Origin of the sequence: Streptomyces sp. 2-1 (assembly GCF_048564895.1) — a bacterium.
GTDB lineage: Bacteria > Actinomycetota > Actinomycetes > Streptomycetales > Streptomycetaceae > Streptomyces > Streptomyces phaeochromogenes.
Map to the genome: position 1 here is coordinate 753,327 of NZ_CP183383.1, position 14,235 is coordinate 767,561.

The 14,235-nt window shown below is 70.2% G+C and carries 14 protein-coding genes and 1 pseudogene; 6 read left to right on the forward strand and 9 right to left on the reverse strand.

The window, feature by feature from the left end:
- The first annotated feature begins 54 nt into the window (after nt 1–54).
- On the forward strand, nt 55–762 hold the full coding sequence (locus tag ACN20J_RS03570; RefSeq protein WP_189841863.1) for a response regulator: 708 nt from the start codon (nt 55–57) through the stop codon (nt 760–762).
- 133 nt (nt 763–895) lie between these two features.
- Nucleotides 896–1,891: an Acg family FMN-binding oxidoreductase gene (locus tag ACN20J_RS03575; RefSeq protein WP_190231222.1), complete on the forward strand. Its 996-nt coding sequence runs from the start codon at nt 896–898 to the stop codon at nt 1,889–1,891.
- Here ACN20J_RS03575 and ACN20J_RS03580 read toward each other — a convergent pair.
- The 4 genes from ACN20J_RS03580 to ACN20J_RS03595 all read right to left on the reverse strand — a co-directional run bounded on the left by ACN20J_RS03580 (nt 1,877) and on the right by ACN20J_RS03595 (nt 7,152).
- Nucleotides 1,877–3,610: a GAF domain-containing protein gene (locus ACN20J_RS03580; RefSeq protein WP_189841861.1), complete on the reverse strand. Its 1,734-nt coding sequence runs from the start codon at nt 3,608–3,610 to the stop codon at nt 1,877–1,879. The genes ACN20J_RS03575 and ACN20J_RS03580 overlap by 15 nt on opposite strands.
- Nucleotides 3,611–3,714: 104 nt before the next feature.
- The gene (locus tag ACN20J_RS03585; RefSeq protein ID WP_419665192.1) at nt 3,715–5,208 is read right to left on the reverse strand and encodes a metallophosphoesterase; all 1,494 of its coding nucleotides are present in this window, start codon (nt 5,206–5,208) and stop codon (nt 3,715–3,717) included.
- Nucleotides 5,209–5,309: 101 nt separating this feature from the next.
- A complete protein-coding gene (locus ACN20J_RS03590; protein WP_190231224.1) occupies nt 5,310–5,978 on the reverse strand; it encodes a response regulator in 669 nt (222 codons plus the stop codon).
- Nucleotides 5,979–6,006: 28 nt separating this feature from the next.
- Complete coding sequence (locus tag ACN20J_RS03595) at nt 6,007–7,152, reverse strand: sensor histidine kinase (RefSeq protein ID WP_190231225.1); 1,146 nt, start codon at nt 7,150–7,152, stop codon at nt 6,007–6,009.
- Between the two features lie 250 nt (nt 7,153–7,402).
- Between ACN20J_RS03595 and ACN20J_RS03600 the strand changes: the two genes are divergently transcribed.
- The gene (locus ACN20J_RS03600; protein ID WP_189841857.1) at nt 7,403–8,035 is read left to right on the forward strand and encodes a hypothetical protein; all 633 of its coding nucleotides are present in this window, start codon (nt 7,403–7,405) and stop codon (nt 8,033–8,035) included.
- A gap of 9 nt (nt 8,036–8,044) precedes the next feature.
- Here the strand turns inward: ACN20J_RS03600 and ACN20J_RS03605 are convergent, their stop codons facing one another.
- Complete coding sequence (locus ACN20J_RS03605; RefSeq protein WP_419665193.1) at nt 8,045–9,001, reverse strand: hypothetical protein; 957 nt, start codon at nt 8,999–9,001, stop codon at nt 8,045–8,047.
- A 178-nt stretch (nt 9,002–9,179) separates the two neighbouring features.
- Nucleotides 9,180–9,428 (reverse strand): hypothetical protein, encoded by a 249-nt coding sequence (locus tag ACN20J_RS03610; RefSeq protein WP_419665194.1) that lies wholly within the window; start codon nt 9,426–9,428, stop codon nt 9,180–9,182.
- Here ACN20J_RS03610 and ACN20J_RS03615 point away from each other — a divergent pair.
- Nucleotides 9,418–9,747, forward strand: a pseudogene (locus tag ACN20J_RS03615) (hypothetical protein); the annotation flags it as partial. The gene ACN20J_RS03610 and the pseudogene ACN20J_RS03615 sit on opposite strands and share 11 nt — an antisense overlap.
- 135 nt (nt 9,748–9,882) lie before the next feature.
- Here the strand turns inward: ACN20J_RS03615 and ACN20J_RS03620 are convergent.
- Nucleotides 9,883–10,386, reverse strand: coding sequence for a DUF6069 family protein (locus tag ACN20J_RS03620; protein ID WP_419665195.1), 504 nt, complete (start codon nt 10,384–10,386; stop codon nt 9,883–9,885).
- Between the two features lie 186 nt (nt 10,387–10,572).
- On the opposite strand from ACN20J_RS03620, the gene ACN20J_RS03625 reads away from it, so the two are divergent.
- Both ACN20J_RS03625 and ACN20J_RS03630 read left to right on the forward strand, forming a co-directional pair.
- Nucleotides 10,573–11,424 carry a class I SAM-dependent methyltransferase gene (locus tag ACN20J_RS03625; RefSeq protein WP_419665196.1) on the forward strand — a complete coding sequence of 284 codons (852 nt, stop codon included), beginning with the start codon at nt 10,573–10,575 and terminating at the stop codon, nt 11,422–11,424.
- Nucleotides 11,425–11,548: 124 nt separating this feature from the next.
- Nucleotides 11,549–12,094, forward strand: coding sequence for a hypothetical protein (locus ACN20J_RS03630; protein WP_361901506.1), 546 nt, complete (start codon nt 11,549–11,551; stop codon nt 12,092–12,094).
- A 28-nt stretch (nt 12,095–12,122) separates the two neighbouring features.
- Here the strand turns inward: ACN20J_RS03630 and ACN20J_RS03635 are convergent, their stop codons facing one another.
- Nucleotides 12,123–12,827 carry an ABC transporter ATP-binding protein gene (locus tag ACN20J_RS03635; protein ID WP_419665197.1) on the reverse strand — a complete coding sequence of 235 codons (705 nt, stop codon included), beginning with the start codon at nt 12,825–12,827 and terminating at the stop codon, nt 12,123–12,125.
- A gap of 8 nt (nt 12,828–12,835) precedes the next feature.
- Entirely contained in the window at nt 12,836–14,224 is a 1,389-nt protein-coding gene (locus ACN20J_RS03640) for an ABC transporter permease (RefSeq protein ID WP_190231231.1), read from the reverse strand.
- Nucleotides 14,225–14,235 lie beyond the last annotated feature (11 nt).

Sequence of the window (14,235 nt, forward strand, 5' to 3'; positions counted from 1 at the left end):
CGTCGTCACGGACAGCCCGCAGTCCGTACAGTCGCCGGGGAACGAGGGGTCGCCATGGCCAAGACACGCACCTTTACGGAGCAGGACCCGATCCGCGTCTTCCTGCTGGACGACCACGAGGTCGTACGACGCGGACTGTCCGACCTCCTGGACTCCGAACCGGACATCTCGGTGGTCGGCGACGCCGAGAACGTCGAGCACGCGCTCGCCCGCGGCCCTGCCCTCCGCCCGGACGTCGCCGTACTCGACGTACGCCTGCCCGACGGCGACGGGATCACCGTCTGCCGTGAGCTGCGCAGCCAGATGCCGGAGCTGGCCGTTCTGATGCTGACCTCGTTCGACGACGAGGAGGCCCTGCTCGACGCGATCATGGCCGGGGCTTCGGGCTACGTACTCAAGCAGATCAAGGGCTCCGACCTCGTCTCGGCGGTACGCACCGTCGCCTCGGGCCAGTCCATGCTCGACCCCGCGACCACCGCCCGGCTGATGGCCTCGCTGCGGGCGGACCCCGCCGGCACCCCGGCCGTCGCCCCCGAACTGGCGAGCCTGTCCCCCCGCGAACGCGACATCCTCGCCCTCATCGGAGACGGACTCACCAACCGCGAGATCGGCAAGAACCTCTTCCTCTCGGAGAAGACCGTCAAGAACCACATCTCCCGGCTGCTGGCCAAGCTGGGCGTCCAGCGCCGAGTGCAGGCCGCGGTCCTCGCCTCCCACCTCGAACAGCCCGGCTCCGGCCCCGGTGAGCGTCCCGCGAGGTGAAGCGCATCCGGGCCGTCCGGCACAGCACAGGGCCGTACGGCCCCTGCCGCCGCGACACCCGCTGACCCCACGCTGAGAGCGGTCACCGAAGAGCCCGGCCCGCCAACCGGCCCAGGGCGGGGAGGAGTTCGCGATGAGGTCCATGACACTCGACGCTCCGACCCTGGAGAAGCTGATATCCGCGGCCGTGGCCGCCCCCTCTATCCACAACACCCAGCCCTGGCGCTTCCGTCTCGACCCGGACACCGTCACCCTGGAGATCCGCGCCGCCCCGGACCATGGCCTGCGCCACATCGACCCGACCGGGCGTGCCCTGCACCTCTCCGTCGGGTGCGCGCTCCTCAACCTGCGGGTGGCGGTGGCGCACTTCGGCTGGGAACCGGTGCCCCGTCTGCTGCCCCGGCCCGACGAGCCGGATCTGCTCGCCGCCGTCCGCTTCGGCGGCACCGCCGGAGCCTCCTCTTCGCAGCGCCTGTACGACGCGGTGTGGCGTCGGCACAGCAGCCGCTTCCCCTTCTCCGAGCGGCCGTTGCCCGCTGCCGTCCTCACCGAACTCGCCGAGGCCGCGCACAGTGAAGGCGCGCTGCTGAGCCGTCCCGTGCCGCGCGAGACCGACCGCCTGCTGCAGCTGACCGCGGAAGCGGAGCGCCGCAGCACGGCCGACGCCGACCGGGCCGGGGAGAGCCGCCTGTGGGTGCGCGATCCGAACCACTCGGACCTGGGAGTGCCGCCGGAGGCGCTGGGCCCGCACGATTCCCGGGAACAGGTCCCGATGCGGGACTTCGGCGCCCAGCGGCACCCGGCCGTGCCTGCCTCCCGCCCCTTCGAGAAACGGCCGTCGATCGCCGTACTGTCCACCCGGCACGACACCCGGGCCGACTGGCTGCGCGCCGGGCAGGCCCTCGAACGCGTCCTGCTGACGGCCACCGCTCATGGCCTCCGGGCATCGCTGCTGCACCAAGCGCTGGAGTGGCCCGACCTGCGCGAACAACTCGTGCCATGGCCGAGCGACCGGCGCGATCACGCCCAGATGGTGATCCGCCTGGGGTACGGCCCGCAGGGACCTTCCTCGCCCCGACGCGGAGCGTCCCGAACCTTGGCCGAAGGAGCGCGGTCAGTCCCGCGCTGAGCCTGTCGGTACGCGCCACACCAGACGTGTACCGCCGCCCTGCGGCCGTTCGCCGAGCGTGAGTGTTCCGCCGAGCGCGCGGGCCCGGTCCTCCAGGTTCTTGAGTCCGCTGCGCGCCACACCGGCGGGCACTCCGCACCCGTCGTCCGTCACCGTCAACGCCAACTCGCCCCGGGCGCACTGCAGATGGACGTCCACGGAGTGTGCCCCCGAGTGCCGGACCGCGTTGCTGAGCGCCTCGCCGAGGACCGCGAGAGCGTGGTCGGCCACCTCACCGGGGACGTCCGTGTCGACGAGCCCCTCCACCCGCAGCGCGGGAGCGAAGCCGAGGGAGGTGGCGCAGGCCTTCACGGCCTCGGACGCCCGGCCGCGCAGACCGCTGTCCTCCTTCGTCCCACCGCCATGGACACGCAGGCCGAAGATCGTCGACCGAATTATCTTGATGGTGTCGTCGAGATCGTCGACGGTCCGCGACAGCCGCTCCACGGCCTCGGGATGGTCCACGAAGCGCTGCGTGCTCTGCAGGGTCATACCGGCCGCGAAGAGCCGCTGGATCGCCAGGTCATGCAGATCGCGCGCGATCCGGTCCCGGTCCTGCAGCAGCGCGATCTTCTCCGCGTCCCGACGGCGTTCGTCGAGCTCCAGTGCCAGCGCCGCCTGCCCCGCGAAGCCGAGCAGAGGCCCGCTGTCGGATTCGGAGAAGGGCGTACGGCCCGCCAGCCGCCCCAGCAGCAGCACCCCGCGGGCCTTCCCGCCGGCGCCGAGCGGCACCGCGACCACGGGCCCGAGCCCGGCCCACTGCGACTCCCCCTCGCCGGTGCGCGCATCACGCTCGATATCGGCGCTGACCACCGGCTCCGCCGTGGTGAGCGCGGCCGCGACGAATCCGTCCTGCGCGGAGAGGACCAGCCCGCTGCGCCGCTCCGCGTTCGGCCCCACCGCGAGTACCGGCCTCAGTTCCTCCGCCCCGGTCACGTACTCCGCGATCATCCCCACGTCCGCGGAGGCGATCTCCCTGGCCTTTCCGACGATCAGCTCCAGCACCTCGGCGCCGGACGTTCCCGACAGCAGAGTGCTCGTGACCTCCGCACTCGCCCGCAGCCAGCGCTCGCTCAGCCGCGTCTCCTCGTACAACCGCGCGTTCTCGATGGCCACTCCGGCCGCCACGGCGAGGGTGGAGAGCACCGACTCGTCCTCGGCGTCGAACTCCGCCGCGCCCCGCTTCTCGGTGAGGTAGATGTTCCCGAACACCTTCTCCCGCACGCGGATCGGCACGCCCAGGAACGAATGCATCGGCGGGTGGTGGTCCGGGAAGCCGTACGAGGCCGGGTGCTCCGACAGCTCCGGCAGCCTCAGCGGCACCGGGTGCCGTATCAACTCGCCGAGAATGCCGTGACCGCTGGGCAGTTCACCGATCTCCTCGCGCCGTTCCTCGCCGATGCCCACCGTCAGGAACTCCGACAGCCTGCTGTCGTCGCCGATCACGCCCACTGCGCCGTACTCGGCGTTCACCAGCACCACGGCGGCTTCCACGATGCGCCGCAACACGTGCGGCAGATCTAGCTCCCGCCCGACCGACAGAACGGCCTCCAACAGGCTGTGCACCCGGTCCTGCGTCCCCCGGGCCGCGTCGATGCGTGCCTGGAGCTCGTCGAGCAGCTCGTCCAGCCTCAGCTTGGGCAGCTGTTGCCCGGAGCCCCCTTGACCTTCCCCGCTCATCGCTTCCTCCGACACACGCAGCCAGGGTGCCGTTCATCCGGTAGGCCTCATGCCCACCGTACTGGCTGAAGGACCAGGTCGAGGGTCTTACCTCTTTCGGACGCCTAGGCGGCTCCACGGACCGCGGCACGCGACGCGGCCGGGGTGATGCCCGAGAGGTCGCGGCTGGTGACGCTGTTGCGGTCGCAGACCGAGCGGCCGAGGGCGTGCTGGGGCCACAGGCCCGCGGCCACGCGTCGGCTGCGCTCGCTCCACTCCCGGGCCGGTCCGCTGCTGGTCTTGTAGTAGTTGAGGGCGTAGCCGCCCGTGTGGATCCGGAGCAGGCAGAAGCCGCCCGGGTACTCCTTCACGGCGCTGACCTCCTGCAGCGTGACGTGCCGCGCTTGTGGGAGGACGGTGCGCTTGTTGCGGTGGGTGTGACCGGCGTGGTGGAGGAAGACACCGGGAGCGACGGAGTAGGCGTCGAGGATCGCGCGGGCCTGGCGGCGGTTGAGGCGCTGCCCGCTCATCACGGGGAACAGTGAGTTGCGTACGGTCAGCGGGTGGTGTCCGAAGACCATGGTCGGCTGGTCCCTGTTCTCCCTCAACCGGTCCCGGAACCAGGCCAGTTGGTCGGGCGAGAGTCCGCCCGAGTCGCTGCCGTTGCCCCGCTTCTCGTAGGTGTCCAGTCCGACGATCCGTAGCCCGCCGAGATCGCGTGCGAAGTACGCGGGTCCGTCGCCACCGGGGAATTCGTCCAGGAAGCTGTCGCCGGACGAGGCGTGGCCGTTCTTCGGTCTGGGCCGGTCGTGGTTCCCGCGGACGACGAAGTAGTCCTGTCCGTGCGTGCCGAAGCCGTCCAGGATCTGCCTGGCCCCGGCCAGATCGCGTGGCGCGCCGCCGGCCGAGATGTCACCTGCGGCCAGCAGATGGTCGGCTCCACGCCGACGTGCTTCATCGACCAGCGCCCGGCCCATGATTTCCGGATACGGGGCGAGGCCGAGCCGCTGCGAGACGCCCCGCATCAACGGGACTCCGGCCACCAGACCGGCCGTCGTCTCCCCCAGGTGCAGGTCGTTGCAGAGAGCGATCGTCCTCAGATGACGGCCCGGCGGAGGCTGGGGCGTCGTGAAGGAGTACGGGCCGCCGCGCGAGCCGAACCCGTGCGGCGAGGTTCCGACGGCGTTGCCCTTCACGAGGTGCAGCGGTGTGGGTGTGGCCGCCGAACCCCGGGAGCGGGCCTGGTAGTAGTACGTCTGGCCGGGTTCCAGATCGGTCAGTTCCACGTAGTGGTGGGCGGTGCGGCGGCCTTCGGAGGCGGTGCGGTTCAGCCGGGCGGGGTGGGTGCCGTAGACGACTTCACCCTCGGTCACCGCGGGGAGCAGGTGGCCGAATCCGTCGTCGCTGCCGGTCACGCCGGTGTACCAGGTGATGACGGCCAGGTCCTCGGTGAGAGTGACCAGTTCCAGGTTGACGGCGGACACGGCATCCGGGTCGCGGGGGTGGCGTATCTGTGTCGTGCCGCGGCGGGCGGCGGCGTGGAGGGCTCGGAGCAGGGCGGGGGCGAGGAGTGCGGCGGATCGCAGGCCACCGTGGGGAGCGGAGAGGCAGCAATACATGTCTGATTCGTGCCCGCTGGTGGTGAACCGCAACAGTGCGGCGGGCGGCGGCCACTTGAAACGCCGGCGTGCGCGGCTCTCTCGACGACGGCGCGCGGGTCTCACAGCAAACCGAGGTCCCGGGCGCGCAGGGCCGCCTGGGTACGGTCGCGCAGGGCGAGGCGGGTGAGGATGCGGGACACGTGGTTCTTGACCGTGCCCTCGCTGAGGTAGAGCCGCGCGGCGATCTCCCGGTTGGTGTGGCCCTGGGCCACGAGCCGCAGGATGTCCGTCTCGCGCGGGCTCAGAACGGCGGCAGTGGTCTCGGCGGGCTTGGCGACAGGGGCGGGAGCAGGCAGGGAGGCGGTGAGGTGGCGGGCGACGGACGAGTCGAGCTGGGTGACGCCCGCGTGCGCCAGGCGTACCGCGTGGGCGAGTTCCTCGGCCGGCAGATCCTTCAGCAGGTAGCCGTGGGCGCCGGCCCGCAGCGCCTGCACGACGTACTCCTCGTCCTCGAACGTCGTCAGCATGACCACCCTGCACTCCGGGGCCCGGCCGCGCAGCACGGCGACCGCCTCGATCCCGTCCATCTCCGGCATCCGGACGTCCATGAGCACGACGTCCGGGCCCAGTTCGAGTGTCTTCGCCACGGCATCCCGCCCGTCCACGGCCGTACCGACGACCTCGATGCCCGGCCGGATGGCGAGCAGCGAGGCGATGCCGTCGCGGATGAGCCGCTGGTCGTCGACCACCAGCACCCGGACCGGCGGCGCCGGCTCCTGGTCGTCCATGGTCATCTCCGCCCACGTTCGTACATGCTCATCCCCGCGTGGTCTTCCCGCACGGCACGGTCACCGTAAGCCGGGTTCCGGCATCCGGGCCGCTGTCGATGTCCACGTTCCCCGCCACCAGGTGCACCCGTTCCCTCATCCCGAGGAGCCCGAACCCGCTGACGGCCGCGTCCGGTACGAAGCCACGGCCGTCGTCGGTCACCACCAGCCGCGCGGTGTCCTCGGCCAGCAGGACCGCCACCGTCACCCGCGTGGCCCGCGCATGGCGGCGCGCGTTGGTCACCGCCTCCTGTGCGGCCCGGTACAAGGCGGTCAGTTCGGCCGCGCCGAGGCCGTCCTCGTCGCCCGTCACCTCGACGGTGACCACCGGCCGGGCCTCACCGCCGTGGACCAGGCCGGCGAGCGCGGCCGAGAGCGTGGGGTACGCCGCCTCGCCGCGCAGCGCCCGGACCGACTGCCGTACGTCGCCGAGCGCGAGCTTCACCGAGCGCCTCGCCTCGTTCAGCGCCCGCTGGGCCGCGTCGGGGTCCAAAGCCCTGAAGTCGGAGGCCATCTCCAACTGCACGGACATCGCAGTGAGATGGTGACCGAGGCTGTCGTGGATGTCCCGGGCCAGCCGGTTGCGTTCGGTGGCGGCAGACAGTTCGGCAACCTGCGCCGCATAGTCCTCCAGTTCGCGCCGGGCACGCTGTTCGCCGACGGCCACGGCAGCCATCGAGAGCGCCAGCACCAGGCCGACGGTGAGCATCAGCAGGTCGGAGACGTGCTCCAGGTCGCGGTACCAGCCGGGAGCGGTCAGCACGTACAAGGTGAGCAGCCCGGCCAGGCAGAGCGCGCCCAGCGCAAGCGCGGTCGTACGGCCGAAGGCGAAGTAGGCGGTGAACGGCAGCAGCACGAACAACACTTGGGCCAGATCCGAGGCGTCGAGGACCACCGCAGCGACGATCAGGGCGCAGCGCGCGAGCAGCAGCGGCAACCGGGCCGTGGGACGGCGGTGCCCCGCGACTTCCAGGGCGAACAGCGCCCCGATCACGGCGACGAAGCCGACCGTCCGCCACACCGACGGGCCTGGGCCGTCGCCCAGTCCGGCCGCCGCGTAGTACAGACCGCCCACGAGCACGGCGCCGTACAGCAGCGGTGGCACCCACCGCACGGGCCCGTACGCCGCCACCATGAACACTCCCTCGCCGTCCTCACCCGATGCCGTCAGGCTAGGCCGGACTGGGCGGCCCAGCAGCGGCGCCGCGGAAACTCCGAACGGTTCGGGCCGAACGACACGTGCCGAACGGCTGGACGGCGCGCGGGAGATGGTGACTTCCGGCCGTCGATGTCCCCGTTCTGCACCTCCTGCCGCTGATCGGCGGCTCTCTACGGTTGCGGCCTGTCCCACTGTCAGAGCCGTCGGAGCAACTGGAGTTGGCCTCATGTCCTCGCCCCTCACTTCACCCGTCACCCCACCCACAACCTCATCGGCATCTCGCGTCGGCGCCCTGTGCGGAGCGCTGTCGGGTCTGCTGATCGCCCTGCCCGCGCTGGTCGAGGCGTTCACCGGGGAGACCACCGCGACCAGCGTCCCGCTCGCCGTCTCCCCCGCGCTCGCCCTTCCTCTGCTCACCGCACTGCAACTGCGACAGCGCCCGGCCACCGGCCGCTTCGCAGAGGTGGCGCACATCGTGAACCTCATCGGTCTCGGCCTGTTCGGCTCTGCCGCGTTCGCCTCGAACCTGGTGCTGTTCTACTTCGACGACGACGTCATCGACGAGGTCCTGACCGGCCCGACGATCCCCGCCCTCATCGGCAGTGCGGCCGTGTTCGCCGTGGGCTGTGCGCTGTTCGGGGCGGCGATGATCCGCGCCCGGGTGTTTCCGAGGATTCCGGCCTGGGGCTACGCGGTAGTGCTGCCGCTGTTCGCGTTCCTCACGGGCCTGTCCGACAGCCTGCTCACGAGCGGGCTGCACATCCTGGTCGGCGCCATTCTGATGTGGCTCTCGGCGGCGTTGTGGCGCATGACGCGGGACACCGAGCACGCCACGGCCTCGGCCCGGGTGTCGGTCTGAGCCTGTCTTTCAACCTCTGAAGCTGTCGCGCTCAATGACGCTCTCAGGGCGCCGGTCGTCCTTCGTAAGAGTGGTGAGCGGAAGGGCTGCGGCGTCTTTCGCGGGTCGTGAGAGGTGCAGTGCGGTGTGGAAGTAGCCGTCGGTCTCCTTGCCCCGGGGATCCTCGCCGGCGGCGGTCACCTCGGTGATCGCGTACCGCTGCTCGTGCTCGCTCGTGAAGCGGCGTTGCGGATAGGTCGGAATTGCCGCTTTCTCGGTGATGAGGCCGTACGGGGTCAGCCCGTCCTCGATGTGGCGGTAGGAGCCGGTACGCAGAACCAAGGACGCGATCCACACCGGTTCGTGAGCGGCGGCGAGGAGCGGTTGAAAGGTGCGCGGGGACAGGAAGCTCGCTCCGCCCGTGACGGTGACCAGGAGGGTTGGCTGCGCGGCACGCAGGAGAGCGGGGGTGGGCGGAGCCGCTTCGAGGTTCTCGGTGAAGCCTTCGTCCAGCAGACCGGCGGCGAGAGCGTAGGAGATGGCGTTCGCAGCGATGTCGAGTCCAATCACCCGGTGCGCGTCGGGACGTCGGTGGGATGCGTAGTAGGCGCGGTCCCACTCGATCAGCTCCGCCGTGGTCAGCGCAGCGGCCTGCGGGGACGTGTAGTGGGCGTACAGGTCTTCCAGGGTGAGGTTGTGGTTGAGAAGGGCCGCGTTGATGCCGTACGAGCAGCAGATGTCCAGCACGGTGACCGGGGCGGCGGCGCGGGCGGTTCGCGTGCGGGCGGCGGCCAAGCGCCGGAAAAGCCCCTGCGCGTGACGAGGCGTCTGATAGTCCCAGTGGCCCAGGACGCGGAAGAAGTGTCTGGGGTCCGGCTGGTCGTACACCTCGTCGAACGAGGTCATCTCCGCCTGGCCGTCGACGGCCGGATCGCCGGGGGCGGCATTTCTCAGGTCCTCTTGGACGTAGCGCCGCGCATGAGTCATCGCAGTGTCCCTTCCCTGCCTGGGGCCGCCCCGCATCTCGGCAAGGAGTACCGCTTGGCCTAGAGGCGGGGAAGAGGGCATCGGCGAATCCAGCCATAGGCCGGTGTGGCGGAGGGGGCGCGGGTTGGCTGGCCGGGCGGACTTCGTCCCGGCTCGGCTCGGCTCGGGTCAGGTCAGGTCAAGCGGCGCTCAGGACCGCCTTGCCGCGCAGGCGGCCGGCGGACATTTCTCGCAGCACCGGGTCGGCGCTGCTCCAGTCGCCGCGGTGGCCTAACTCGACCCGGAGCCTGCCCTGCGAGGCCAGGCCGAGCAGCGCCCCGATGTCGGCGGCGTCACGGCTTCCGTTGCCGTCGGCGTAGACGAAGTGGCGCAGGGTCAGCGAGGTGCCGTCCTGCAGCAGGCGGAAGAAATCCAGGGTCTGGTTCATCTACCAGACGATCGAGCCGACCTGGCTGACCACCCAACGGCCCGACCTCAAGTACGGCTTCACCGGTTGCAGCCTGGCCACGGCAGCCGGCAGCGTTCCGTGTGCCGGCACCGGACCCACCAACCTCGGTACCAACTACGGTGCCACCATCCCGCCCGGTCAGAGCCGGACCGTAACCCTCACCCTGCAGGTCGCCGCCGACTCCGGCTGCAACGGGAACATCGGCTTCTACTCGTACTTCTACGCGGAGTTCAGCGACAGTGCGAACACCAGCGGCGGTCCGGTCTACACGCCCGAGACCCGCGTCCTCTGCGCCTGATCGCGTAGCCGTCGCCACCTCGGGGGGAGACCACCCGGGGCTGCACCATGACACACCGCCGGCACCACATGACATCAATGGCGGCCGGCCCACATGGGCCGGCCGCCACAGCTGCTGCACGTCTTCCGACGCGGGTCACGGGCGCCGGTGGGAGAGCCGGCGCGCCACCACGGGAATGATCACAGCGGCCGCGACCAGATGGGACACCGCCAGGACGACCTGGGTGGAGGTCGCGGTGTGCGGGGCCACCGCCGGACCGGCCATGGACAACGCGGTGAGCACGACGGTCGTCACCACGAAGGTGCGAGCGGGCCGCTTCGCCCAGCGGGCCAGGGCCACCGCGAGGACGATGCCGACGACCGACCAGAACAGCACACCTCCGAAGAAGCCGCCCACTGGGATCTCCGCCGCTTCCGTGGCGCCGGGACTGGCCGCCTCCATCGGCACTCCGACGCCTCGGGCGATGAGCCCGAACGCCTCGGTCACGACGGCACCGGCGAGCGTGGCGAGTACGCCGACCAGCCACACGGGGCGCGTGTCGAGCAGCCGCGCGGACCGAGCGGACCCGGTGGACCGAGCGGACCGGGCGGAGGACAGGGACGAGGTGGCGGGACGGGTCTGGGGCGTGGTTGCGCTCATGGCACTGACTCCTGCTTCGTTGTTGGGTGTTGATGCCTTTCGCAGGGGTAGACCACGGCCCGCCCGACAACTCATCGGTCGCCAGGCAACTTCTTTCGGGGTGCGTACGAGGGGAGTTCACGAAAGGGCTCGTCGAGATCCACTGAGATGCTTCGGCAGGAACGGATTTCACGGTTGGATGGCTTCATGACTGAGGCTGCCGAGCGCTTCGATCCCGCGGTCCGGGAGATGATGCAGGCCAACCGGGCGAACTGGGACGCGCGCACTCCCGTACACCTGGCCAGCCGTTTCTACGACGTCGAGGAGCAACCCGATCCGTTCCGCTGGTTCGCTCCCTTCGAGTGGGAGGACCTCGGCGAGTTGGCGGGGCGGGAGGTCGCGCATCTGCAGTGCCATCTGGGCACGGAGACCCTCGCGTTCGCGAGGCGCGGAGCGCGCACGGTCGGGCTCGACATCTCCGGGGCGTCGGTGGCGGCGGCCCGGGACCTCGCGGCGAAGGCGAACTGCGCCGTCGACTACGTACGCGCCAATGTGTACGACGCGGTGGACGCGCTCGGCGACCGACGCTTCGACGTGGTCTACACCGGCAAGGGGGCGCTGTGCTACCTGCCGGATCTGGACCGCTGGGCGGAGGTAGTCGCCCGTCTCCTCAAGCCGGGTGGACGGCTGTACCTCGTCGAGTTCCACCCCCTGCTCAACGCCCTCGGTCCCAGGCCCGCCCCCGACGAGGGCCCTGACCTTCTGCTGCGCCACGACTATCTCCAGGGGCGCGGCGCCATCCGCGGCAACTCCACCCACACGTACACCGACGGCCCGGCCGTCGACGGCGCGACGGAGAGCTTCGAGTGGAGGCACGGCCTGGACGAGGTGATCAACGCACTGGCCGCAGCCGGTCTGCGTATCGTCCGGCTCCGCGAGAGCGAGGAACTCCCCTGGCCGCGCTTCCCGCAGATGATCCGCACTCCTTCCGGCTGGTGGCGGCTGCCGGACAGCGCACCGCGCATCCCGCTCCTCTACGGGCTGCTCGCTTCTCTCTAGGTGGGGTCGGCTCTGCGGAAGCGGTCAGTTCCCTGCCGATCTCCGCCGTGAGAGCCGATCTCCGCCGAGAGATACGTCAGGACCTCCCGCCGACGATCGGTCCGGTCCACCTACACTTCCGCCCATGATGCCTTTGGACGACCCGCGCTGGCCCGCCCTCGACCACCGGGGTTGGTCCAAGGGCCAGGGCAGTGCGCCCGACGCCCCTTTCGTTCCGGACGAGTTGCGCCATCTGATGGCCGACCCCATGAACGGCGGGCACTTCAACGACCTTTGGCCGTACCTGTGTTCCGAGGGCACCGCCTGGCCGGCCGCCTACGCGGCCGTGCCGTACATCGTCACGATCGCGCGCGGGCTTCCTCCGGCCAAGCGGGACGACTACCTGTACGTCGTCGGCCTCGTGGCGATGTGCTCCGGTGACCTCGGCGAGACTCCGGCCGACCTGCCCGACGACATCGCGGACGCCTACCGTCAGGCCCTCCCCGAGGCCATGACCCTGCTGGCCGACACGTTGGCCACGGCGGAGCACGACCAGATCACCACTCGCTATCTGCTCGCCGCCGCGGCCGCCCTCAAGGGTCACCCCGAGTACGCCGAGATACTCAACGATCTCGATGTCTTCGCCGAATGCCAGTCCTGCGGTGAACCCATGCTGGAGCTTCCGGAGTAGCCGCGTAGGGCGAGCGAGCCGTCCGGAGTCACTCCGTCAACTTGCCCTTGCGCAGGGTGAGTACGCGATCCGACTGGGATGCCAGGCGCTGGGAGTGGGTGACGACCACCACGCACTTGTCCTGTTCGTGGGCAAGTTCGCGGAAGGTGTCGATGATGCCCTGTGCGGTGTCCTCGTCGAGGTTTCCGGTGGGTTCGTCGGCGAAGAGGATGTCGACGTCGCAGGCCAGGGCGCGGGTGATGGCGACTCGCTGCTGCTGGCCGCCGGAGAGCCGCATGACGTTGCGCGTCGCCATGTGTTTGTCCAGGCCGACCCGCTCCAGGAGTTCCAGTGCGCGCGCCCTGCGGCCACCAATGCCCGGCTTCACACCGGTGATCTCCATGGCTGTGGTGACGTTCTGAAGGGCGGTCATGTAGGTGAGCAGGTTGTAGTGCTGGAAGATCGTGGCAGCGTGCTTGTTGCGGTAGCGGCCGAGGCCCAGCCGTGTCAGATCCTCGCCGTTGAAGCTGATGGTGCCCCGGGTGGGTGCGTCGAGGCCACTCGCGAGGCTGAGCAGGGTGGTCTTGCCGCTGCCCGAGGGGCCCAGGACCGTGTAGAAGGTGCCTCGCCGGAAGCTGTAGTCGATGTTCTTGAGCACGGTGGTCCGGCGGCGCTGGCCGATGTAGGTGTGGCTGACACCGTCGAGCCGGAGGACGGGCGGGGGTTCGGTGGCGGTGGTGGTAGCGATGGTCATGGTGGCTGTCACTTGCCCTTCGTGAGGATGGTCCGCGGGCTGAGCCGCACTACGGAGGCGGCCGGGACGGCGGTGGCGAGCAAGCCGAGGCCCAGGCCGACGGCGCCCACGGTGGCGAGGGCCGCGGGGTCGAGGCGTATGTCGATCCTGTCGATGGGGTCGGCGTTCTCCACCGGCTTGTCGTTCGGGTCGATGCCCTGGTCGATGCCGGTGGTGCCGGGAGCCGGGGGCTGCCAGGATTCGAGCTTGTGCCGGGCTTCGGCGGCCTCTTCGCCGAGCAGCGACCGGCTCGCGCTCTGGGTCAGGCCCTGGGTGAACAGGGAGCTCAGGCCGATGGCGAGGGCCGCGACCGCGACGATCTCCAGGGCCTGCTGCGCGATGAGCTTCCACTTCTTCTCGCCCATGGCCAGCAGTACGCCGTACTCCTTGCGGCGCTGCTTGACCGCTAGGTTGACGAGGAGGACGAGGACGGCGGCGCCCGCGATGCCGATCAGCCACATCGCGAGGGTGGCGCTGGAACCGATGCTGTCCAGAGGGCCCGTCATCTGCCGGATCGCCTTGTCGTTCGCGTCCAGTTTGAAGCCGTCGAGCTCGGACCCCGCTTTCCGCTCGGCCTCCTCCTTGAACCGCTCCAGGTCTCCGGCGTCCTTGAGGAGGAAGGTCGCGTTCCTGACCTGGAGGGACGCGTCCTTGGTGTCGTTGAGTCCGGCGAAACCGCCGATGGACGCGTAGAGCATGTTGGCCGGGTCGACGAAGTACTCGGGCTCGGGTTCGGAGCTGGGACGCGGGTCGCGGAAGATCCCGGCCACCGTGAACTCCGCTGTGGCAGAGCCTTCGTTGGCCCCCAGGGTGATCTTGTCGCCGGTCTTGAGGCCGTTCTTCCGGGCCAGCCTCTCCTCGATCAGCAGCAGGTGCTTGTCCTTGTCGGCGGCGGTGATGTGCGCTCCGGACAGGAGTTGGAATTTGCCGCTGCGGAAGTCGGGCAGGAGTGCGGTGTCGAGGACTCCGATGGTCGGGGTGCCGTCGGGCCCCATGCCGGACGCCTTGGTGTCCACTCCCCCGGTGACCAGCTCGGTGCCGCCCTTGACGACGCCCCGGTCGAACATGGAGTAGTTGTACTTCTGGACCAGCGTGGACGCGCCCAGCTTCTCCACCGTCGCGGCGCCGATCTGAGGGGCCACCAGACCACCGGCGGCGTTCTGGCCGCTCAGGTCCATCCCCAGGTTGACCTCCGCGCCCACGGAGCGCTTGGCCTCGTTCTTGGCCTGGGCCGTCGCGTCCGCGATCAGTACGCCGGCCAGCACCATCACGGAGATGACGAGGAAGGTGCAGAGGGTGAGCAGGGTCCTGCCCCTGCGGGACCACAGGCTCAGCCCCGCGCGTTTGACGAAGTTCATGTCGGTCGGCT